16 protein-coding genes are annotated in these 23,674 nt (G+C 40.8%); 6 read left to right on the forward strand and 10 right to left on the reverse strand.

Going from position 1 to position 23,674, the window contains the following annotated elements:
- Positions 1-104: 104 nt before the first annotated feature.
- From G466_RS0110885 to G466_RS0110920, 8 genes are all read right to left on the reverse strand, one after another.
- Positions 105-1,835: an FAD-dependent oxidoreductase gene (locus G466_RS0110885; protein WP_026813695.1), complete on the reverse strand. Its 1,731-nt coding sequence runs from the start codon at positions 1,833-1,835 to the stop codon at positions 105-107.
- A gap of 191 nt (positions 1,836-2,026) precedes the next feature.
- Positions 2,027-3,475, reverse strand: a complete 1,449-nt coding sequence (locus G466_RS0110890; RefSeq protein WP_026813696.1) for a carbon starvation CstA family protein — start codon at positions 3,473-3,475, stop codon at positions 2,027-2,029.
- 15 nt (positions 3,476-3,490) lie between these two features.
- Positions 3,491-5,155: an FAD-dependent oxidoreductase gene (locus G466_RS0110895; RefSeq protein WP_026813697.1), complete on the reverse strand. Its 1,665-nt coding sequence runs from the start codon at positions 5,153-5,155 to the stop codon at positions 3,491-3,493.
- A 46-nt stretch (positions 5,156-5,201) separates the two neighbouring features.
- Entirely contained in the window at positions 5,202-6,887 is a 1,686-nt protein-coding gene (locus tag G466_RS0110900; RefSeq protein WP_026813698.1) for an FAD-dependent oxidoreductase, read from the reverse strand.
- 388 nt (positions 6,888-7,275) lie between these two features.
- Positions 7,276-7,842, reverse strand: coding sequence for a gluconate 2-dehydrogenase subunit 3 family protein (locus G466_RS0110905; RefSeq protein WP_026813699.1), 567 nt, complete (start codon positions 7,840-7,842; stop codon positions 7,276-7,278).
- A gap of 71 nt (positions 7,843-7,913) precedes the next feature.
- On the reverse strand, positions 7,914-9,602 hold the full coding sequence (locus tag G466_RS21810) for a GMC oxidoreductase (protein ID WP_034235332.1): 1,689 nt from the start codon (positions 9,600-9,602) through the stop codon (positions 7,914-7,916).
- A gap of 128 nt (positions 9,603-9,730) precedes the next feature.
- A complete protein-coding gene (locus G466_RS0110915) occupies positions 9,731-11,077 on the reverse strand; it encodes a Gfo/Idh/MocA family protein (protein WP_026813700.1) in 1,347 nt (448 codons plus the stop codon).
- Positions 11,078-11,154: 77 nt separating this feature from the next.
- Positions 11,155-12,165 carry a Gfo/Idh/MocA family protein gene (locus G466_RS0110920; RefSeq protein ID WP_034235335.1) on the reverse strand — a complete coding sequence of 337 codons (1,011 nt, stop codon included), beginning with the start codon at positions 12,163-12,165 and terminating at the stop codon, positions 11,155-11,157.
- 416 nt (positions 12,166-12,581) lie between these two features.
- Between G466_RS0110920 and G466_RS0110925 the strand changes: the two genes are divergently transcribed.
- From G466_RS0110925 to nagA, 5 genes are all read left to right on the forward strand, one after another.
- Entirely contained in the window at positions 12,582-13,676 is a 1,095-nt protein-coding gene (locus tag G466_RS0110925) for a LacI family DNA-binding transcriptional regulator (RefSeq protein ID WP_026813702.1), read from the forward strand.
- 116 nt (positions 13,677-13,792) lie between these two features.
- Positions 13,793-14,551, forward strand: coding sequence for a glucosamine-6-phosphate deaminase (locus G466_RS0110930; protein WP_026813703.1), 759 nt, complete (start codon positions 13,793-13,795; stop codon positions 14,549-14,551).
- Between the two features lie 34 nt (positions 14,552-14,585).
- Positions 14,586-15,617 (forward strand): Gfo/Idh/MocA family protein, encoded by a 1,032-nt coding sequence (locus G466_RS0110935; RefSeq protein ID WP_034235337.1) that lies wholly within the window; start codon positions 14,586-14,588, stop codon positions 15,615-15,617.
- A gap of 45 nt (positions 15,618-15,662) precedes the next feature.
- Entirely contained in the window at positions 15,663-17,129 is a 1,467-nt protein-coding gene (locus G466_RS0110940) for a sodium:solute symporter family protein (RefSeq protein ID WP_026813705.1), read from the forward strand.
- 7 nt (positions 17,130-17,136) lie between these two features.
- Positions 17,137-18,336, forward strand: a complete 1,200-nt coding sequence (nagA, locus tag G466_RS0110945) for an N-acetylglucosamine-6-phosphate deacetylase (protein ID WP_026813706.1) — start codon at positions 17,137-17,139, stop codon at positions 18,334-18,336.
- A 950-nt stretch (positions 18,337-19,286) separates the two neighbouring features.
- On the opposite strand, the gene G466_RS0110950 is transcribed toward nagA, so the two are convergent.
- Together G466_RS0110950 and G466_RS0110955 are read right to left on the reverse strand one after the other, a co-directional pair.
- Complete coding sequence (locus G466_RS0110950) at positions 19,287-19,784, reverse strand: hypothetical protein (protein ID WP_026813707.1); 498 nt, start codon at positions 19,782-19,784, stop codon at positions 19,287-19,289.
- 87 nt (positions 19,785-19,871) lie between these two features.
- Complete coding sequence (locus tag G466_RS0110955; RefSeq protein ID WP_026813708.1) at positions 19,872-20,354, reverse strand: Hsp20/alpha crystallin family protein; 483 nt, start codon at positions 20,352-20,354, stop codon at positions 19,872-19,874.
- A gap of 457 nt (positions 20,355-20,811) precedes the next feature.
- Between G466_RS0110955 and G466_RS0110960 the strand changes: the two genes are divergently transcribed.
- Positions 20,812-23,592 carry an NPCBM/NEW2 domain-containing protein gene (locus G466_RS0110960; protein WP_026813709.1) on the forward strand — a complete coding sequence of 927 codons (2,781 nt, stop codon included), beginning with the start codon at positions 20,812-20,814 and terminating at the stop codon, positions 23,590-23,592.
- The last annotated feature ends 82 nt before the right edge of the window (positions 23,593-23,674 follow it).

A 23,674-nucleotide genomic window follows, 5' to 3' on the forward strand; every position in this document is an offset into this window, starting at 1 on the left:
TTTAATAGTAATAGAACGTTAGGTAGGAAAATGCTATCTAACGTTTACTATTCAAAATCATACTCTTAAAGGTTTCAATTGAGGATAGGGACATCCCACGTGGTTTACATGCTATCATAAGGCCAATGGGTATCCACACCCTGACTTCGAATAAGCTTTTGAAATTTCTCTACGGCGCTACTATCTTTATAAAGTTCTTGCGGACTTCTCCCAGATGCCATTAAAAAAGGAACAAACATCCCTATTGCCTCCCCTATGCTCCATTCCACCGGGTGAAGCCGATAACATCCATTGGTAAGATGTGTGGTACCAATATTTTTATTTGCTGGAAAGATATTTTCCATCCGCTGTGGAATTAACGCTCCCAATGGAATTTGAAATGGCAGGGAAGAAAAATCGATGTAGTTATCCCCTCCACTACTTGGGTGCAAATCAATGTGATAATATCCTATTCCTACACTATCCTTAAAATCTGTTGCGCTGGCCTCAGCTTCAGGTACTCTTTGGATAGCGGCTCGTTGGGTTCTTCCCACATGATGCTCAGTGATACGGAATAAGGGCTTAATCCTTCTTGCTTCCCGTATATAGGGATATTTTGCAAGTCCGTCATTGGTTCCCATTACATCGGGGCGTAATCTAATTCCAGGCCAGCCCCTCCCTCCATCCGCCCTAGGAGCTTCAGTTTGTAGCCAGTACAATAAGGAAAGACTGAGTTGTTTGCCCCTATTAAAATGATGATTGACTTCCTTAACACTTACATCTACCACATTCCCTAAGAAATAATCGTTCTGGGGGTAATTAACTAGGGTGATATCCCCGGTTAGAAATCCGTCTTCAAAATTATCCTTCGCAAGAATTCTGCGATAAATCCATAGGTTAAGAACATCCTTCATATGGTTTCCCCTAGGGTCAAATCCCAAATCCTTGGGCAGCAAGGTGCGTGGATTAGAGTAGTTAAGCTCCAATAGTTTTCCAGCCCATGGCGATTTCATAACAGGTTTATAATCACGCCAAAACTCATATTCTTCCGGTTTGTCTATCGTCCAATCCTCATTAGGTCTGTAATCCATTGCAAAGCAGACCGTAAAAGCCTGATTATTGGTGGGATCTGCAATTTCCGCGGCATGCAATTCCCCAGTATCGGATTTTGCTTCTGCGCCACAAACGTACTCTGTACCTGTCATAGGCAATAAATCCCCCAATTCCGTTGCGTCTGCAAAATAAGGTGCAACCAAGTTCTTTATCTCCCCAGACGGTTGTGTTTTAACCCGTACAGATTGTACCTTATTTCCTAAAGTAGCAGCGTCCAAAGCCACTGTGTCCTTTAAAAGGACCAGTTTGCCCGCACTAAGATAGGGATCTAACATGGTCTCTAAAACCCTAAGTGACACTTTTGGTTCATGACTAATCTCTGAAACGCTGGCGTTGCCCGGATTAAATCTTTCGTTTTCCGCATACTCCTGCTTTAAAGGATAGTTATTACGGTAATATGCCCTTACTTTTTTTCTAAATTCCCTATATAATGCGGTAGCCCCAAAGTCGTTTATCCACTTATGCTCATCTGGTGGCACACCCTGCTGCGTTAATTGTCCGCCTATCCAATCTGTTTCTTCGGTCATTATTACGGTAAGGCCATTACGGAGAGCTGCCAATGCAGTGGCACATCCACCTGTTCCCCCACCAATGATAACTAGGTCAGCTTTAATAGTCCGACCCTTTATTTTGATACTGTCCTCCTTATCATTATTAGACTTTTCTCGAGAAGCATAAATGGGGTTTAACAACACCAATCCGCTCCCTGCGACCAAATTGCCAAAAAAATTTCTTCTTTTCATCTATAGATTTTTATTTTTTTTACGATCCTACTTCGGCTGGGCCTGGCTACCGGCAGTCCGGTGCATAAATCTTTATTCCTATTTTAGACCAAATTTCCGTCATGCTCATTTCATTCCTTTATATAAAAAATACCCGAACCACTTTAGCGAGATTGGGTCATTACATAAACAACTAAACTACCTCAAAGCATTTAATTCACCTCCACGGGCTTATAAAGCTTTTGTTTGTTTATGGTAACTATCCAAAACAGTCCCGTTATAAAAAGGGTGATGACAGCCCCACCTAAATAGGCCAAGTTATTGGATAATTTGAATCCTTCAGGCGCAATTAAAATGTAAGTACTGCACACCATTGTCATAAAAATAGCTGGCAAAAGGGTAACCCAGTAGGCTTTGTTTTCGAACATTAAATATGCCGTTATGGTCCATAGCACCACAGTGGCCAGGGTTTGGTTGCTCCATGCAAAATACCTCCATATAATGCCAAAGTCCACCTGTGTAAGCGCAAAGGCCACTGCAAACAACGGAATACTCAGAAAAATTCTATTCCCTATTTTCTTTTGGTCAGTTTTAAAAATGTCCGCAAGGATCAATCGGGCCGATCTAAAAGCAGTGTCGCCAGAGGTAATAGGCGCTGCTACTATCCCCAACAAAGCTAAAATCCCTCCCACACTACCCAGCATATTAAGCGATATTTCATTGGCAGCCCAAGCGGCATTATTACTATTGGCCATCATAGCACTATTTAGGGACTCTACATTGCCAAAAAATGTCATCGCGGCCGCTGCCCAGATCAAGGCTACAATCCCTTCCGTTACCATGGTGCCATAAAAAATCTTTCTTCCTAAGGTCTCATTCTTCATGCAGCGGGCCATTAGAGGGGACTGTGTGGCGTGAAAACCGGAAATGGCACCACAGGCTATGGTCACGAAAAGAATAGGAAACAAGGGCGTTTCTTCGGGGTTAGTGGTCATATTATATAAATTGGCGGGAACAATTTCCGGAATAGGATAGTCTCCAAAAAGAAGCGCAATTAAGAGTCCCACAGCCATTAAAAGCATTGCCAATCCAAAAATTGGATACAGCTTACTTATCACTTTATCAATGGGCAACAAAGTGGAGAGTATATAATACACCAAAATAATACCTACCCATATCCAAAGGTTCCACATATTCCCCGTCATCCCATCAATGATCTTAGCAGGTCCCATTAAGAAAACAGTCCCCACAAATATCAAAAGTATTATGGTGAAGTAGCGCATCAAATGTTTCATACTTGGACCAAGATAAATACCCACTATCTCGCTAATGCTCAACCCATCATGCCTAATAGATAGCATTCCAGAAAAGTAATCATGTACTGCACCTGCAAATATACTTCCCAAGACAATCCATAAAAAAGCAGAGGGCCCAAACATGGCTCCTGCAATGGCACCGAATATAGGACCAAGGCCTGCTATGTTCAAGAATTGAATTAGAAAAATACGCCATGTTGGCAATGGTACAAAATCCACGTCATCCTGTAATCTTATCGCCGGGGTGGGACGATCTTTGTCCACTCCAAATATTTTTTCAACTAATTTTCCATAAGTGAAATAACCTATGATCAAAAATGCTATGGAAACTAAAAATGAAATCATACTCTACAATTTATACTACTCTACTATCTGTCCTTTAGCAACTAGGACCTCCTTTAATTTATTATAGTCCACCTCTTGAACCGTTGTTTCTTCATCAATTGCCAACACGGCTGCTGCAGCAGCCGATTGTCCCAAAATCAAAAATACTGGCTCCATTCTAATGGAACCGAAAGCAATATGACTGGAAGATACACAAACGGGCACTAATAGATTTTCACAATCTTCCTTCTTTGGCACCAAAGAACTATAGGAAATGGTGTAAGGACCATTGGTACTTACCCCTATATCCCCTTCGTTTTGCACAAAGCCATCGGGTTTTACATAGCGCTGCACGTTATGGGAATCTATATTATAAGAGCCCATACCTATTGGCTTAGGTGTCGGGCTTTTTTTAAGCAATTCATTTTCCGTCATTACAAATTCACCTAGCATCCTTCTGGCTTCCCTCACATAAATCTGATGAGGCCAGTTACCATTGTCCTTAAATTCATCCATTGCCAATCCCCATCTTTGCATTTCCTTCTGTATATCCTCTGGAACCCTAGGATCATTGGCAACGAACCAAAGCAATCCTTTTTGATAATTTTCATGTTCCTTTATAATCTCCTTTCTCCTTTCATAGGTCGCCTCTGGATAGTCATAATTCATACCAATATTATCACTGCTTAAAGGACCGTGGTTATTGGTATCGGTCTTATGGATAGGTAGAGGATCAAATTTTTCAAACCAATCCTTTCTTCCAGTTGCAAAGGACCTCGCCAATAATTCATAATGCAATGGATCATAACCCTCAGGCTTTGGAAAGGGAACTCTATTTTCATTATGATCGGTCATACACAACCGAAAACAATATGCTTGAATCTTATTATCTCCGCTATATTTTTCACCAGGATCTTCTCCTGATATCCTGGGTAACAGACCACTAGTTGGATCTTTTGCAATTATGTATGGAGAGATGTCCGATTGAAACCAATGTTTATGGTGTAAAACCCCTGTTTGCACCCCGTTCCATTCTTCGCCATACGCATCCTTCCCTTCCCTGCCCACATGATAGCTCACTCCTGCCGACGCCATAAGGTCACCTTCATAGGTGGCATCCAAAAACATTTTTCCTGAATAGGCTTTTCCTGATAAGGTAGTGATTGAGATGATCCTGCCCTCTTTCATCTTTACCCCGTTCTTCCTGTCTAACCATTCATTGCGATCTACACGAATTTTTTCTTCAGAAATTAGATCCTCAAACACTTGTTCTGCCACATGGGGTTCAAAAATCCACATCGTCCTATTCTCACCATCCATAGCAGGGGTACCTTGGCCCTTATTGCCATATTCCTCCTTATTTTGCCAAACCCAGGCCTCGTCCGTGTTGTAATGTTGCCAAACCCTGTGATAGAACTCCCTGGCTAGTCCACCAATAACGCTTTTATCCCCCGTATCCGTGAAGCCTAAGCCACTTGAGGACAAGCCGCCCAAATGTATATCCGGCGACACCACAATGACCGATTTCCCGGACCGCTTTGCTTCTACTGCCGCAACAATCGCCGCCGAAGTGCCACCATAAATAATGATATCTGCAGAAGCCTCGAGTTTCCCTTTAACCAGGGATATCTTACAACTGGTTTGCATCATTAGCCCAGCCAATACTAGAAATACGGTTAAATATTTGAATTTACTTTTCATTATCATCCTCGTTGAATTTTGAAATTCCTTAAAAGAAATTAGATTGCTACTTTATCCTTTGGCCATCTTTAAGCAAATGCTCTTTTATTTTGAAATAAGGCACATCTTGAACGTTTGTATTACCATCTATAGCAAGTGCTGCTAACGTGGCTGCAGATTGGCCCAGGACCATAAATACCGGCTCCATACGGATAGATCCAAAAGCGATGTGGGATGCACTAACACAAACCGGGACGATTAAATTTTTACATTCTTCCTTTTTAGGGACTAGGGATTTGTAGCTGATTGGATAGGGCTTAAAACCATGTGCCTCTACATTTCCTTCATTTTGGACATATCCATTGGCATCTACATAGCGCTGCACATGGTGAGAATCCATTCCATAAGCTGCCATACCAATAGCATCTTCAGCCACGATTAATGCCTCACAGTTATGTTGGGTCATTACATAATCACTGATCATTCTTCTGGCCTCACGGATATAAAGCTGTTGTTGCCATCCATCGGCCCTTTCAAACTCATCCTTAGTAGTGCCCCATTTTGAAGCTTCCTCACGCACCTCAGCTGGAATCCTTGGATGATTGGCCAAGGTCCACATCAATCCCATTTGATAGTTCCTATGGTCCTCTATAATCTTTTCACGTTCCGCATAGGATGCCTCTGGGTAATCATAATTCTTGCCAATATAATCGGTGGAAAAGCCAAACTTGTTGTTGGTATCCGTTTTTCTATTCGGCATTTTAGTATTTATCCACGGCAAGAGGGAATTGCCATAGGGGTACATTTCCCTAATTGGCCCTTTCCTTACCTCATAGTTACGGAACAACAGTTCATAATTAACCTCCTCATAATTGGAGGGTTTCTGAAATGGAATCCGATTTTCCGGATGATCTGTAAGACACATTCTAAAGCAGTAAGCCTGAATCGTATAATCCCCTTCCCCTTCCAGTCCTGGTTTCTCATTAATATTTGGCAATAGGCCAGATGTTGGGTCGCCTGGAATAACATAGGGATCCACCCTAGGAAGGAAATTATGGTGTACCGCATTTTTAGAAATTCCTTTTCCCAAGGTACTATTTATATTATTTGCCTGTACTCCATTAAGGGTCTCCCCGTACCGTTCATTGGCCTCTCTACCATAGGTATAAGATACCCCAGACGAAGCCATAAGATCGCCCTCATATGTGGCATCTATAAAGACTTTTCCCTTAAATGACATGCCACTTTCCATGGTAATGGATTGTATTTCCCCATCGACCTTCTTAACCCCAGATTCCCTATTTAGTCTTTCCTTATAGACCAATTTAATGTTCTCCTCATCCATCATTGCCTTATACACCAAAAGGGCAGCAGAAGGCTCAAACGTCCACATCGTAGCTTCTCCCTCCGCTGTTCGGGATTGTTTATCCACCATATAATCGGATTTATGTTCCCAATTCCAATTATCAGGGACATCATAGTATTTTTTGATGTTCTCATAAAACTCCCGAGAAACACCGCCTATAGCCTGTTTATTCCCAATATCCGTAGCTCCTAACCCCCCAGTAGTTAGTCCGCCAACCCAATTTGTTGGTTCTATGAGCACCACAGATTTCCCCATCCTACTACTTTGTATCGCAGCAGCAACTCCGGCAGATGTACCGCCATAAATAACAATATCATATATTTTGGATTGTCCATTTGCGAACTGAACTAGCGCTAGCAACAACAGAAAGTGGAATGATTTTTTCATTGAATTTACTTTTAATTGTGATATCCAGTCCTAGCAATATTCAATAATATCAGGTCAAGACCTTATGGCATGCTACGGATCCTACCTTTAATTTTCAGACAAACCATCTGTACCTTACAGGCAGGAATGCCTCTGAGCATTCAAATCTAATTTAGTTCGTAAAAGCAATTTAGTCCACCTATTCTGTCAGCAAACTATTTCCTTTTAGATGATCCGTCATTCTAAATACCCTTAATATATTCTAATATTTTAGCCGCAATTATAGCAGCAATTTCCCAACAAAATACTTGATTAAAAGCTTGAATAAACCCGCTCTAACACTATCTATATTAGAATATTATATACGATACACATTCTCAAAACATTGAAATAACTACTAGATAGCTGCTCAATTTCCTTTCATGATTCTAGTAGCTGCCGTTACTTCAACATCCCCTTCATATGGTCCAGGGATGGGGACATACTTTAAATTCTGTTTTACTCCTTCCTCAGTGGAGAAGTATATCGCAACCACTAGTTCTTTGAACCTGCGATAAAAGGGTTCTAATCCTGCCCTTTCCTCGCCGTATGCCACTGTATCCAATCTATTGAGATAATCTAGTTTTTCTGCTTCCTTAAGGTCAAAAAATCTATTATCGGTATAGGCCACACAGTTTTCATCAAACTGTTGCAATCCTTTTAGAAAGCTATCCTTATAGGCATCATCATACACTTCTTTAAGCATTAAATCCATATACAGATTCACCTCTACATCAGAAGCACTAGGAGTTTCCGTTCTAGGAAGAATGGTATCCGCAATAGCCCTTACCAATTTGTCCTGATTTTCACTAAACACATAAAGATGGGAACTAGAAACATCACTTTTACAACTTGTCAATCCTGTAAAAATAGCCGGGGCTAAATAAACAGATTTCAAAATCCATGATATTTTAATTACCGCTTCCCTTCTTTCCATAATTCTGCAATTATATTATACTTATCCATACTCTAACCAGCTTTAAATGTGTACTATACATTACATCTCCTTTAAAACACATGGTCTTTCATTTGCTTTACAGCATAATCGCATGCTCTTGCCGTTAAAGCCATATAGGTCAGTGAGGGACTCATATAACTAGAAGAGGTCATACACGACCCATCGGTTACAAAAAGGTTTGGAATATCATGACTTTGGTTGTATCCATTAAGGAATGATGTTTTGGGATCCCGTCCCATTCTAGCAGTACCCATTTCATGCACAGAATCCCCGTGTATACTTGGGCCGTCAATCACCACTACGTCTTTAAGTCCCGCTACTTCCAATATCTCTTTCGCCTGTTCCTTCATATCTTCCCGCATTTTCATCTCATTAGCTTTAAATTCGGCAGATATTCTTATCAATGGAAGCCCCCATTGATCCTTTAATTCTATATCTAATTCCACCTTATTCTCGTAATAGGGCAAACATTCTCCATACGCGGAAAGCGACATTTTCCAATTCCCAGGGAACGGCAAAGAGTTTTTAAAATCTGCTCCCACCCCAGCCTTGGCTGCATTTATCCCTTCTCTATGCGCAGAGCCCCAAAGACCATATCCTCTTAGGAAATCCATTTTATTGCCATCTACATTTCTAAATCTCGGAAGCGCCACCGAGCTTGGTCTATACCCCTTATATATGCTATCCAAATGACCTTCTAGAGTTCCCGAAGCAGAAATATTCTTATGATGATCCATTAAATAATGACCTAAAACGCCACTAGAATTTCCTAGGCCATTGGGAAAACTTTCTGACTTGGAATTTAGCAAGAGTCCCGTTGTTGCAATGGTAGATGCACATAGGAATACCACCCTGGCAAAATATTCGGTTTCTATCTTGGTATTTGCATCCATGACACGTACCCCAGAAACTCGATTACTCCCTTTGTCATATAACAAAGAAATTACAATAGTATTGGATTTTAACGTCAATTTGCCGGTATCTTGAGCTGCAGGAAGCGTAGAACTATTACTGCTAAAATAGGCGCCATAGGGACACCCTGTGTGGCACAAATTACGGGTCATACATTGCGACCTTCCCTTAAACTGCCCAGGCTTGACCTTTGTAAGGTGCGCGGCCCGATTCGGTATTAGTTTACGGTTCTTATAATGCGACTCTATCCTTTGTTTTATTACCTTTTCAGCCCGGTTCATCTCAAAAGGAGGTAGGAATTCTCCATCTGGAAAATGATGTATATTTTCCTTAGATCCGCAGACCCCTATAAACCGTTCAACATAATCATACCAAGGTGCTATATCCTTATACCGTATAGGCCAGTCTACTCCCACTCCATCCTTACGATTGGCTTCAAAATCAAGATCACTAAATCGATAAGCCCCTCGACCCCATATTAAGGAGCGCCCGCCTGTTTGATACCCTCTAAACCACCTATAAGGCTTATCCTCCGGGTGGGTATAGGGATGCTCTAGATCGTTTACAAAAAAAGCTTTGCTAGCCGCATTAAAATTATACTTCTTACTTTGAATGTGGTACGCTTTCTTATCTTCAAGTGTCACGGCCCCGAAGTTCTTAAAGTCCCATGGCGCCTTATTCGTGTTGGCATAATCTTGGGGATGCTTCACTTCCTTGCCCCTCTCCAACACAAGGGTTTCCAGACCTTTTTCCGTTAACTCTTTTGCGGCCCAACCTCCTGTAATGCCGGATCCCACAACTATTGCATCGTATGTATTATTCTTCATAAAAATATAACGTGATCTCTAGGGCTCCTTATCAGTTATGCACCACAAAGTACAACTTACAACCCTTCCCGCGGATCAGGACAAGGTAGCTTCCCAAGGTCTTAAAACAGTTCCTATTCCACTATACATTAAGATAACATCTTCTCCCATCCGGGTTCGTACGCTCTACGCCAGTATTTCATAGCCCCCTTATTGTTCAAGATGTGCCCTGTTTGGGGATCAATATCCAGCGTACTATTAGCGCGTAATGCGATGTTCCCTAGCTGAACTAACAAGGTACTTTGATGTCCTCCAATAATATCTGAATTTAATGGCGTCCCTTTTCGGATGGCGTCAAACAAATTTTGAATATGCAGCACGTCCAGATCCTGGGAAGGATCGGATAAATTACCCGTGCCTATTTGCCGACTACCACTTACTTCCTTAATCAACTTATTATTTAAATCGTACACCTTATAGGAATTGCCCCCTTCTATTACCATAGCACCATCCTCTCCATAAAAAACTACTCCAACACCTACTCCCTCAACGGATCTCCCATTACAACTGCGCCCTTCCCAGGTCATTAAAGTATTGTTTGGAAACTCTAGGTTTATCACCTGTGTATCGGGCGTCTCCCAATCATCCTCATATCTATACCTACCGCCGTTTGAACTCACCTTGGTGGGGTATTCCACTCCCAATCCCCATCTTGCCAAATCCACAAAGTGGGTACCATTATTCAGCGCCTCCCCTGTTCCCCAGTTCCAAAACCAGTGCCAATTGTAATGCACAATATTATCCCTAAAAGCTTCCCGCGGAGCCGGCCCTTGCCATAAATCATAATCCAACCAAGAGGGAACCTCGGATACCTTCCCGGTCCCTATTGAGGGTCTATTATTGGTGTACCAGGATTTGGCAAAATAAGGACGACCTATAATTCCGTTTTTAAGTTCTGCAATAGCTGTAATCACATTGGGCCATGAACGGCGCTGATTTCCCATCTGCACTACTCGGTTGTACTTTTTGGCCGCTGCCACCGCCAATTCCCCTTCTTGAGGGTTATGGCTCGCCGGCTTTTCCAAATAAACGTGTTTCCCTGCCTTGCAGGCCATAATAGCAGCAGGTGCATGCCAGTGATCTGGTGCCGCAACGATCAGGATATCCACATCCTTATCCTCTAAAGCTTTTCTAAAGTCGGTGACGTGTTTGGGTTTCCTATCTTGGATTTTGGTTATACTGCCTATAAATTTTTCGGAGGCTCTAGAATCCACATCACAGGAGTACAACACTTCACAATTGGGCTGCTTGGCAAAGTTGGAGCCCACTGCATGCCCTCGACTATTCACCCCCATAACAGCCACTTTAAGACGCTCATTGGATCCTAATATATTAGCATAGCTTTTGGCGCTAAACCCGGGCAGAACGCCTCCAACAGCGACTGCAGAGGCACCTAATGTTGTTTTTTTTATGAATGACCTTCGTTTGTTTGTCATTTGAAGTTATTTTAACACCTTATTTAAATAGACTTTTTCTCTTGCTCTTTTGCATTTTCAAGGCTGTTTCCCCCTTTTTACATCATTTCTTCCAATGCAACCGCTGTCCCGCCCCTTAGCTTACTTTCATCTGCCGCAGCCATAAAGGCAAAAATCTCCAATGTTTCTTCAGCACTGACTGGCTCCACCCCTGTTTTAAAAAAATTAATGATTTCTATAATCAAGGCATCATATCCGTCCAATATTTTCACCTGTTCCGCCACTCCTTTGCTTCCGTGTACTACACCTCCAAAAGAAGATTTTCCGCCTTCTGGTGTTGCGGTAAAGACCCCAATTCTACCATCATTCCATACGCCTGTGAGCACAGTAGAGGTTGGGGTATCCAATCTGGTCACTTCTTTACATCCAGGGCCCATAAGCGTAAACAGCGCTTCAATGGAGTGAATTCCATAATACGCCATGTCCAAATGCCCTACCTGCCTCCCAGCAGGGCCATAGGTATGGACTCCCAAGACTTTCCCTACTTTTTCATTTCCCTCCTTTATCGCGACAGATTCTGGTGCAAACCGGGTACTGGAGGCCGAAAATGTAGGGGTGTTGTATTTCTTGGAGGCATCAAAAATAGCTATCGCATCTTTTAAGGAATGAGACAATGGTTTATCAATAAACATTGGCTTCCCCGCTTTTAGCACTGGCAATGCTTCATCTAGGTGCCTTCTTCCATCCACAGATTCCAGCAAAACATAATCGACCCTACTTAGGAGCTCTTCAATAGAATTAACGATTTCGACTCCCATACCTTTAATCTCCTCGGTAAACTTATCTAGCCGATCTATGCTCACGGACATATCGACACTTCCCTTGGTGGGATAAGCAGCAACTACATTAAACCCATCAAATTCGGATCTTTCAGGATCATTTATGGCTTTAGTGAAAGCGGTGACGTGTGAAGTATCCAATCCAATCATCCCAATCTTGCCCTTAACCCTACTTTTGCCATTGGCATATAGTGAAATGTCTCCAGCTAGCCCTAATCCAATACTGGCCAAGGAGGTTGATTTTATAAAATCGCGACGTTTATTTCCCATACAATTTAACTATTTTAAGTGCTTATTTATAGATTCCTCCATTATACTTCCCAGACAAATTAATGTTTTTAATCAGAAATTAAGTCCGCTACAAAATACCTAAAGGTATATTTTTGCAATTATACTATTGAAGTTAATATAACCTATCCTAATTTCGAGCCAAATAAACACTTAAAGTATTACTTATGAGTATAACAACTAACTCATTGGATAACACGGCTTATATTAATTAAATTCATATATCACAAATGTAAAACATGAAAAATGTGTGGCTACACATACTTACTATACCATTCTTAGGTTCAAAGCGTAATTTAAATAAAATTCTGCACGTTTAAGCGATAAAATGAATATTAATTTTAAATTTGTGTGCGCACACAACTGTAATTATTGCGCTATCCTATTTTTCTTTGTACGTGAAAAAAGCAAAAAAAACAACAATTCAGGACCTTGCCGACTACGCCAATGTTTCAATTGGAACCGTTGATAGGGTAATCCATAAACGTGGAAAAGTGTCGCCTACGAAACAAAAAAAAGTAGAGGAAGCAATTAAACATTTAAATTTTAATCCCAACCTCTTAGCAAGGACCTTAGCACTGGGACAGCAGTTCTTAATTTGCAGCCTACTCCCCAAAGCGAGCAATCCTAATAGTTATTGGAATCTGCCCAAACAAGGTGTAGAAGAAGGCGTTAGGGATTACAGGGATTATGGTTTCGTCTGTAATCCATTTGAATATGATCTTTTTGATGAATCCAGTTTTATTGAAAATGCCGAGGCTGTTATTAAAATGAATCCCAATGGCGTAATACTGGCTCCTCTTTTTGAAAAAGAGAGCATTAACTTCATTCAAATACTTGAGGCAAAAAATATCCCATACGTCTTTATTGACGGGATGGTACCAGACCAGAACAACCTTTCCTACATAGGACCCGATCTTAAGGGCAGTGGCCACTTAGCAGGCAAGCTGATGAGCACCATTTTAGACAGCTCCGATGACATACTGGTCCTGAATTTTGTAAAAGGCCTAGAAAACAGTCATATCAACACTATCGAAAAAGGATTCCGTGAGTTTTTTGGATCTTCCCAAGAAACAAGGACTGGAAAGATTAATACCCTTACCATACCCTCGGTAAAAGAAGAGGATATAACGCGGGAATTAACAAAATACTATATTAAGAATTCGGGTACAAAAGGCGTGTTCGTCACCAATTCTAGGGCCCATATTATTGCAAAGTATCACGCCATGTACGAACTATCTATAAAGGTAATAGGATTTGATATGCTACAGGCCAATATCCTTGAAATGAAATGCGGGAATATTGATTACCTTATATCGCAAAGACCTATTTCCCAAGGTAGCATGGCCATTAAGACCCTTTTCGAATTTTTTGTTCACCAGAAATCACCCTTGAAAATTCAGCATACCCCTCTAGATATTATTATCAAGGAGAATATAGATTACTATATAAATTTTAACGAATCTAGGGAGGTCGACCAAACCAATACATAACAGTTCCCTTTGGCACTGCAACTTTAAATAAATGCCAGACTCCCCTCCTATCCTATCATTGGAGATTTAAATTTCAATCAATAAAAGAGGAGTAGTTAAAATATAAAAACAACATTATGAAGACTGATCTGACCATTGAAAACATCCCAATATCCATTTATGACAACCATGAGGATATGGGACTTGCCGCAGCTGATTTTGTTGAAGGCAGGTTGAACGAGGCCATTGCCCAAAAAGGGAATGCCCATCTAATTTTGGCCACAGGGGCTTCCCAGTTTACCTTTTTAAAGGCTTTGAAGCGTAAGGAAGTGGACTGGCAGAAAATAACGGTCTTTCACTTAGACGAATACAAGGGCATTGCTGACACCCATCCTGCTAGTTTTAGAAAGTATCTAAAGGAAAGAATCCTGGATGCAGTGAACCCCAAAAAAGTATATTTCCTAAACGGGGATGCGCAAGATATTGAACAAGAAATACAGCACTATACTGCGGCGCTAAAAAATCACCCTATAGATATTGCCTGTATAGGCATAGGTGAAAATGGCCATATCGCTTTTAATGACCCTCCTGTGGCCGATTTTAACGATCCAGAATGGGTTAAGTTGGTAACCTTGGACGAGGCGTGTAAAAACCAGCAAATTGGCGAAGGATGGTTTCCCACCATGGACGACGTTCCCAAACAAGCCCTCACCTTGACTATACCAGCCATACTAAACAGTAAATTCATCAGCTGTGTTGTTCCCGACCAAAGAAAGGCCAAGGCCGTGCACAATACTTTTTATAAACCCATAAGTACGGAGTGTCCGGCTTCGATCTTAAGAAAACATCCTAATACAAGAATGTTTTTGGACAACGGTTCCGCCTCTAAATTATAACGTATCAATATTTAAAAAAATTAAGTATTTAATTATGGAAACAAAAAAATTCGGATTTGGAATTATAGGAACAGGGGCCATAGCGTCGCACCATGCCAAGAGTATTCTAGAGCTCCAGGATTGTAAATTAGTCGCGGTATGTAGTTCCACTCCGGAACGGGCAAATGAAGCCTCTGAAAGGCTTGGAGTCACCGCCTATTCCAATATGACGGAGTTTTTGTCTAGGGACGACCTAGATATCGTGTCCGTTTGTACAGCTAGCGGCAGACATATGGAACCCATAATAGCCGCAGCCATGGCTGGGAAGCATGTAATTGTAGAAAAACCATTAGAGGTATCCATGGAAAGAGCGAACCGCATTATTTCTGTATGCCGTGAACAAAAGGTGAAACTAGGAGTAATTTTTCAAAACAGATTCAATCCTGCCTACCTACAGTTAAAAGACGCGGTCCAAAAAGGTGCTTTGGGAAAGTTGATTTTAGGAAATGCCTACATCAAATGGTATAGGGACGAGGGGTATTATAAGAATAGTGACTGGAAAGGCACCCTCACCGGAGATGGAGGAGCAGCCTTAATAAATCAAGGTATCCACACCATAGACCTTCTATTGGATATTATGGGGGACGTGGAGAGTGTATTTGGAAAAGTAAAAACCATGGTTCATAACATTGAAGGAGAAGATATTGGAGTTGCCATGTTAGATTTTAAAAATGGCGCAATGGGAACCATTGAAGGAGGCACTTCCTTATATCCCGGCTATAAGGACCGTTTAGAGATATTTGGAGAAAATGGCAGCGTCATCTATGAAGGGGGCGAAATCGTCAGCTGGAATTTTAAAAGCGGAGAAACATTGGCCGACAACGCCCACCAGATTTCTTCTAGTGGCGGATCGGATCCTATGGCGGTAGATTATCGATTGCATTTGGCGCAGTTCAAGGACATGGTACTAGCCATCCGCAAGGATCGGGAGCCTGAAGTAAATGGAGAAAAAGCCCTGAAGTCTTTGGAATTGATCACCGCTATTTATCAATCTTCTAAGGAAAAAAGAGTAATCGAATTAAAGTAACATTCAAATGTAAAACCATCCATACACCACCAATAACCAACCACCATGCAATTAAACAATATCGATTATATAGTCATTGGCATCTTCTTTTTATCCATGCTCCTCATTGGGGTCTATGCTTATTTTAAAAACCAGAGTTCAGAAGATTTCTTTGTGGCAGGCGGTCACCTGCCATGGTGGCTATCCGGTATTTCCCATCACGTTTCAGGGTATAGTGGCGCGGTCTTTGTCGCTTATGCGGCCCTCGCCTATACCTATGGCTTTTCCCTATATGTATGGTGGGCATTTACCATAGGAACTGCAGTAATAGCCTCCGCAAAAATTTTCCCTGTTTACTGGGTGCGTTTGCGGAAAAAATTCCAGATCCAGTCCCCCTTGGAGTACCTAGCCATTCGCTATAACGTATTAACCCAACAGCTGATAGCCTGGGTGGGTGTAACGCTAAAACTGTTTGATGTTGGTGCCAAGTGGGCGGCCATCGCCATACTTCTTAACGTTACTACTGGAATTTCCTTCACTTACGGGATATTGATATCTGGAGGCGTGTCGCTGATCTATATAACCATTGGCGGACTTTGGGCTGTAATCCTGACCGATCTAGCCCAATTTGTAGTGCAATTGGTAGCAGGGATAACCATGTTTGTGGTGGTGTTAAACCGCTTTGAAGGTTGGGACTCCGTATTCGGCATTTGGAATGAACTCCCTTCGGAGAACAGTCAATTATTCAATGATCCCTATACCGTAGGTTTCGCCTTGGTCTTTCTCTTTATCAATTTCCTGAGTTATAACGGGGGAAGCTGGCCCCTTGCAACTCGCTATATTTCATCAAATACCGAAAGAGAAGCTTCAAAGGCGGCCTACCTCTCCGGGTTATTATATTTAATCTGGCCCTTGATCCTCTTTTTTCCCATGTGGGCAGCCCCGCTTATTTTACCAGGTTTGGAGGACCCTTCCGAATCTTATGGTTTATTGATACAAAAATTACTACCAAATGGACTTATAGGTATGGTGATCGCTTCTTTGTTTGCCAATACCATGTCTATGACCTCATCCGATGTAAATACAATTTCCGCTGTTATCACTCGAGATATACTTCCGGTAGTGTCCAATAAATTTAAAAATAAAGGAACTTCCTTGTTTACCGCTAGGATCACCACCCTTGTTTTTACCTCCCTTACTATTGTAATCGCGTTTCAATACGACTATTTTGGTGGGGTTCTAGGCCTTATTGTCACTTGGTTTGGGGCACTATTGGGTCCCATTGCGGTACCGTTGTTATTTGGATTGATTCCCATTTTCAAAACCTGCGGCCCCAGAGCTGCTATTTCCTCTGTTTTAGCGGGATTAGTCGCCTTTACTATTACAAAATTAACATCTATGGATAGCATGGCCTTAGAAGTAGGCTTACCGGTAATGGTTAGTATGCTGGTCTTTTGTATATTCGGGTGGCTGCTAAAAGAACCTGTTTCCAAGGAGGTGAATGATTTAGAGGCAGCAATAGCAAATAGGTAAACATACTATGCAAAAGCTCGTTATACACAATGGTAAGATTATTACTCCCACCGGTATAATCACCAAGGGTACCCTTGAGGTGGTAGGCAATAAAATTAATGCCATTTATGAGGGCAATGCCAAGACGAGCAATGGTACCATGATAGATGCTAAAGGTCTATATATCTCCCCAGGTTTTATTGATATTCATGTTCACGGTGGCGGAGGGCACGATTTTATGGATGGGGAGGTTACTGGATTCCTAAAAATTGCAGAATTACATGCTCAATATGGCACTACTGCTATGGTACCTACTACTTTGACGGGAAGCAAAGAGGATTTACTCAACATCTTAGAAATATACGATCAGGCCAATAAGATTAATAATAATGGAGCCGAATTTTTAGGTCTGCACTTAGAAGGACCCTATTTTGCTATGAGTCAAAGGGGCGCACAAGATCCTAAATATATCCGAAATCCAGATCCAGTAGAATACCAGGAAATATTGCAAAGATCAAATAATATAGTACGATGGAGCGCCGCACCGGAATTAAAGGGAGCTATGGAGTTTGGCCGCTATCTTCGGGAAAATAAGGTTCTGGCAGCCATTGCCCATACCGATGCTATTTACGAAGAAGTGGTGGAAGCCGTTGAAAATGGATATTCATTATCTACCCACCTCTATTCTGGTATGTCTGGAGTAACCAGAAAAAATGCCTTCCGATATGCAGGGGTGATAGAAAGTTCCCTTTTGATGGACGAATTGGATGTGGAAATAATTGCTGATGGTGTTCATCTCCCCTCTCCCCTATTAAAATTGATCTACAAGGTGAAGGGACCTCATAAAATTGCCCTGATCACCGATGCTATGCGCGCTGCGGGAAGCCCTCCTGGAGAAAGCGTACTAGGACATAAAGATCATGGCGTAAAAGTTATTGTAGAGGACGGAGTGGCAAAATTACCAGACCGTACTGCCTTTGCGGGGAGTGTTGCAACTGCCGACCGGCTGGTGAGGAATATGATCCAAATGGCGGATGTATCCCTACTCGATGCCGTATTAATGATGACCAGTACCCCAGCACGAATTATAGGGGTAGACCATATCAAGGGAAGTCTATCCGTGGGAAAAGACGCCGATATCGTTATTTTCGATCAAAACATCCAAATTCAGGAAACCATAGTGGGAGGAAGACACGTGTATAGTTGCAGTTCTGAAAGAACAGGCTAGCGTTTGTTTTAGGGAATAGCGTGTTCCCTTGTTAAGCCCTTTAGAAGCCTTTCCAAATCTAAAATACTGAACACCTGCCTTCCTCTATATCTTTAAGTTTCTTCTTTAATAGGAGCATGACCAATTATTGTGATTATGCACACAACGTTACTTTAATATTCTCCGAATAAATAAAATTCTTCATATACGTTTAGCTGAGTCTTACCCAAATATATTCTTTCATTTTACTCAAGTGGTTCTTATTGATTTTTAACGGATTTCGTGAGTCTGCGATTTCTTTGCTTGTCCGATGAAACCGACCAAGGAGGTTCATGAATACTTTAATGTAAAATAATAGACAATGAATAAAACGAACAGGGCCTGAAAGCGAAGGTACTGTGTACCTTTGATTTAAGGAGCCAGCTGTAGCGATGGCCCACACGCCAACTGGCCCCTCGCTACAAATGCAAATCGTTGCATTTTCCGATCGGTCCTGATGAATTTTTTAGATGGAATCTAAAAATCGGATTCAAAACTCCGCGCTTTTTTGGAAATAAAAAAGCTGAATCTCGGAGCTTTTGAATCCTATTCTGCGGATAAGGAAAACAAATCAAGAAGCCTTATTGTAAAGGTTCTTGGCTTACTTTCTTTTTTAGTCGAAAATCTGTAGATTTATGGAAAGAAGAATTAAGCCTAGTTTTGTTTGAATACTTTTTTATTCATCTCCTTCTCTATTGCTTTTTAAATGAATTCATGAATGCTGAGCATTTCATTAATGGAAGAAGTATTGACATGTCACGAAAGGAAGATTCTTGCTATTGCTCCTTCTGGTTAATTAAGTCTCACACAACTTTTGTGACTTATCTCATTATTAACGACACTATAAAAGGTCGACTACAGGCAATAGTAGCACATAAATAATCTCCTACGACTACAATTCCCGTTATACTAACACGAATCTAGTTTTAGCGTTACTCATCACTCTTAGGATTCATTTCATGCAACTCTTCAAATTCTGCCTGATATCGATTTAAAAACTGTTTTTGCATTGTTTCCATTCGTTCTCTTAGGCGATCGATATCCATAAAATCTTGTCCAAATTCGCTTTCAAAGAAGTCATTATTAAAGAATTGTTTGGTAAAAAGGGAATCTTTCGCAAACATATCTTGGAAACGTTGATTGTTAAACTCTTGAAAATTACTATAAAACCTAGATTGTAAGGATTTCATTATACTATCGGGGTTAGATTGCATTAATTCTTCAAGGTTATCGGCGGAGGACCAAGAGTAAATAGAATCGTACCGAATTAGGTTTCCTTTTTCATCATATTCTTTATCTACTTTCCACGTCCCTTTAGGCTGTTCTGTAATTTGCTTATTATTATCTATTTGTTCTTTTTCTATTTTCTCTTGGCCATTACAACTTGTAGTTAAAATTGCAGCCAACGAAAGAAGTGCTAGTTTTTTCATTTCACTTAATTTTAGTAACATTTTTTTCTATATCAATTCAAAAATTAAAGGGAGCCAATTTGTCGGCTCCCCTCTCTCCTATTAGGTTTAAGAAATCTTAATAGTCCTAGCGGGTTTTTGTTTTGCCTCTTCCTTTTTTGGAAGTCGGACATTTAGAATGCCTTCATTGTAATTCGCTATAATCTTATCCTCATCTACAGATTCGGGCAAATTAAAACTTCGTTTAAACGAAGAGTATCCAAATTCGCGTCGCGTATAATTTCCGTCTTTATGCTCATTTTCTACTTCCATTTCTGTAGAGATGGAGAGAATTTGATTATCGAGGTCTATTTTAAAATCAGATTTCTTAAGTCCGGGAACCGCCATTTCAACAAAATATGCTTCTGCAGTCTCTTTGATATTGACTTTCGGTAGGCTGATGCCCGAATTAAAATTTTGAGAAAATAGGGAAGGTAACCCTTCGTTAAAAAAATCGTCGATCCAAGTGGACCAAACAGGAAGATTTGATGATTTATCTGAATTTCTGCTTATCAAACCTCCGTTTTTAGGAACATTTACTAAAGTGCTCATAATTTTAAGATTTTTAGTTAAACAATAAATTCAGCTTATTCAAGAGCAAAATAAATGCCAAACCGTTAACCAACCCACTTCCCTTGCGAGTTATAGAAATTTTATCAAAAACCTGTCTAATTTTCAGCTTAAAACGATGCAAGTCAGTCATAATGACATAGTTAACTGACCAAATTACAGCTATACATACTATCAAATTATTAAAAATGTCTTCTAGTATAACACAAGCACCTGTTTCATTTCTTACTGAATCGCCACTATTCTGTTATCTTCTTTATGAGTACCCTCTCTTTTATAAAATATTGTCTAAATTTAATTTAATAATGAGGATATTAGTGTTCAAGAGTTAGCCTTGCATTAGGTTATCACTAGCACAATTTTTAAACTATCAACACAATTCCATATAGATTTTTATAGGTAAATAAAAAAGTAAATAATAAGAAATACCCGAAGAAAAATGAGATTTAAATTAGCCTTGCTTTTTACTTGTTTGATGCTATTTATTGGTGTCGCCCAAAACAACATCAACATCGAAGAAATGCACATTTCCATGGGGCTGCAAACCTACAGTGCCCCTGTTAAAAATAAAGCCGTAACTGGTGAAGCGTTATCGGTAGCAGGAGTTGAGTATAAAACTGGAATTGGGGTGCATTCCCAATCAAGCTTTAAAATCAAAGTAAATGGTGGAAGTCAATTTACTGCAAAAGTAGGTATAAACGATTCCAATATAAATTATGATTTGGATAGTATCACCTCTATTCCGCTAACGGATGGGAAGCGTATGTTTTATAATATAACCGATACGGAAAAACAGTTTATAGGGGTTGAGGGGAAAGATGGAAAGGTAGACAAAGGCTCGGTAATCTTTAAGTTACTAAACAACGGGGAGGAAATCTATAATAGTGGGATTATGAAAGCAGGGGATCCTGCCAAGGAAATCGATGTGAAAATTAAAAGGGGCACCCTAGAAATGATAGTGGATGATGCTGGTGATGGTAAAAGCGGTGACCATGCGGTATGGATACATCCAAATATCAACTATTTTGAAATCCCTCCTATTATGGTGGCGTATGATTATATAGGGGAAACACCAGTACAATCAAAAGAAATTAACACTAACCTAAAGAAACTGCTTGCTGCCTTACCAGCGATTAAAACGCCATTGAAGCAACCAGATTATGATTGGTTAATAGATAACGAAAAAGCAAAAGCAGAAGTATATAGAAGTGACAATGGCAAGGATATCATAATCTCCAATGGTCTAGTGGCTAGGGTATTTAGGTTATTCCCCAATTTAGCAACGGTAGACTATGTTAACCAAATGACCGGGGAAAGCCTTTTGCGAAGTGTTTCCAATGAAGGTACCTTGATTATAGACGGTAAGGAATACGCTATTGGAGGATTAAAAGGTCAGCCAGAATTTGCCTATACCTTATTAGAATGGATAGACGATATGACCATAGACCCCAATTCGTTTTTAATTGAGGACTTCGAAGTTAAGGAGGTCAGTGATCGTTTGGAATGGAAGCGTGTACGTTGGGCCTCCAATCCAGATATGCCCAGCGGTAAGGAATTGATCTTCACCTTATCTAAGGATGATATTGTGGTAAAAGTCCACTACGTATTGTATGATGGTATTCCCACGCTTAGTAAGTGGATAGAAGTCATTAATGAGGGGGATTTAATGGTTCAGTTGAACGAATTTAAATTGGAACAATTGGCCATGGTAGAAGGTGAGAGTCTTGTGGATGTGCCAAAACATTTTGAAAAGCCAAATATCCATATCGAAACAGACTATGCCTTTGGAGCCATGCAACAAAAGACATCGGATAAGACCACCTTTTGGGAGCCAGACCCACGCTACACCTCCCAAACCAATTATCCCATGCAATTACCGGTTATGTTAGAAGTAAGACCACCATTGGGACCAAATGTGGCTATTGCTAAGGGGGATACACTTACTACTTTTAGGGTATGGGAAACCCCGTTCGATAGTTTTGATAAAGAGCGAAAAGGACTGTTTGTTAGAAAAATGTACCGGACTATTTCCCCATGGACCACAGAGAATCCCATTTTCCTCCATCTTACTTCTACAGATCCCGCTAAAATAAAAACGGCTGTAGATCAATGTGCCGAAGTAGGGTATGAAATGATAATTTTAAGTTTTGGCAGTGGGCTGAATATGGAAAAGGAATCCCCGGAATATTATGCGGAATTTAAGGAGCATGTGGACTATGCCAAATCTAAGGGAATTGAACTTGGAGGCTATTCCTTATTGTCCAGCAGGTGGATAAGCGATGAGGTAGATGTTATAAACCCCGAGACCGGAAAACGTGGGGGAATGATTTTCGGCTCCTCCCCTTGCCTGTGTTCCGATTGGGGCTATGATTATTTCAGAAAGATAAAAACGTTTTTTAATGAAACGGGCATGAGCGTTTTTGAGAATGATGGGTCGTATCCCGGAAATGTGTGTGCCTCAACAACGCATACCTATCACAATGGCCTTGAAGACTCCCAATGGAAGCAATACGCCCAAATCCAAGGTTTGTACAAATGGATGCGGTCTGAAGGCATTTATATGAACGTACCCGATTTCTATATCAATTCGGGAACCAATAAAACGGGAATAGGGTATAGGGAGGTGAATTGGTCCCTTCCCAGGGAGCGACAACTGGTCTTGGGCCGGCAGAATATATATGATGGCTTGTGGAAAACCATCCCTAGCATGTCTTGGACCTTTGTGCCCTTAACCGAATACCACGGCGGTGGCGCGGCAGCTACTTTAGAACCGTTAAACGACCATTTGGTTGACTATGAGAGCCATATGATGCAGAACTACGGTGCCGGAGTACAAGCGTGCTATAGAGGGCCACGCCTGTACGACACTCCAAAAACAAAAGCCGTAGTTGCCCATGTGATCAACTGGTACAAAAAGTACAGGGATATCTTAAATAGTGATGTTATTCACTTAAAAAGGCCCTCAGGAAAGGATTGGGATGGGATTATGCATGCGAATCCCCAGTTAAAGGAAAAAGGCTTGGCCATGCTTTTCAACCCCTTATCTAAAGAGATCGTCAGGGAGATAAAACTTCCATTATATTATACCGGATTAACCAAAACTGCCAAGGTCAGAGAAAAGGAAGGAAAGCTTAAAAGCTATCAGCTGAATAGGGATTATGAAATTACGGTGAAGGTGACTATTCCGGCCAATTCCTATACTTGGTTGGTGATAGAATAATACCTAGTTTTATTTTTAAAATATAAAAAATTAAACAACAGGTTATATTTGATTTCTCAATTCTACATTCCCTTATCTTGAA

This window comes from Arenibacter certesii DSM 19833, from assembly GCF_000429545.1.
Lineage (GTDB): Bacteria > Bacteroidota > Bacteroidia > Flavobacteriales > Flavobacteriaceae > Arenibacter > Arenibacter certesii.

Bases quoted from the DNA above. Each gene is read 5' to 3' on its own strand.
- G466_RS0110885 (WP_026813695.1), bottom strand. From the start codon at position 1,835: ATGAAAAGAAGAAATTTTTTTGGCAATTTGGTCGCAGGGAGCGGATTG.
- G466_RS0110890 (WP_026813696.1), bottom strand. From the start codon at position 3,475: ATGATTTCATTTTTAGTTTCCATAGCATTTTTGATCATAGGTTATTTC.
- G466_RS0110895 (WP_026813697.1), bottom strand. From the start codon at position 5,155: ATGAAAAGTAAATTCAAATATTTAACCGTATTTCTAGTATTGGCTGGG.
- G466_RS0110900 (WP_026813698.1), bottom strand. From the start codon at position 6,887: ATGAAAAAATCATTCCACTTTCTGTTGTTGCTAGCGCTAGTTCAGTTC.
- G466_RS0110905 (WP_026813699.1), bottom strand. From the start codon at position 7,842: ATGGAAAGAAGGGAAGCGGTAATTAAAATATCATGGATTTTGAAATCT.
- G466_RS21810 (WP_034235332.1), bottom strand. From the start codon at position 9,602: ATGAAGAATAATACATACGATGCAATAGTTGTGGGATCCGGCATTACA.
- G466_RS0110915 (WP_026813700.1), bottom strand. From the start codon at position 11,077: ATGACAAACAAACGAAGGTCATTCATAAAAAAAACAACATTAGGTGCC.
- G466_RS0110920 (WP_034235335.1), bottom strand. From the start codon at position 12,165: ATGGGAAATAAACGTCGCGATTTTATAAAATCAACCTCCTTGGCCAGT.
- G466_RS0110930 (WP_026813703.1), top strand. From the start codon at position 13,793: ATGAAGACTGATCTGACCATTGAAAACATCCCAATATCCATTTATGAC.
- G466_RS0110935 (WP_034235337.1), top strand. From the start codon at position 14,586: ATGGAAACAAAAAAATTCGGATTTGGAATTATAGGAACAGGGGCCATA.
- G466_RS0110940 (WP_026813705.1), top strand. From the start codon at position 15,663: ATGCAATTAAACAATATCGATTATATAGTCATTGGCATCTTCTTTTTA.
- nagA (WP_026813706.1), top strand. From the start codon at position 17,137: ATGCAAAAGCTCGTTATACACAATGGTAAGATTATTACTCCCACCGGT.
- G466_RS0110950 (WP_026813707.1), bottom strand. From the start codon at position 19,784: ATGAAAAAACTAGCACTTCTTTCGTTGGCTGCAATTTTAACTACAAGT.
- G466_RS0110955 (WP_026813708.1), bottom strand. From the start codon at position 20,354: ATGAGCACTTTAGTAAATGTTCCTAAAAACGGAGGTTTGATAAGCAGA.
- G466_RS0110960 (WP_026813709.1), top strand. From the start codon at position 20,812: ATGAGATTTAAATTAGCCTTGCTTTTTACTTGTTTGATGCTATTTATT.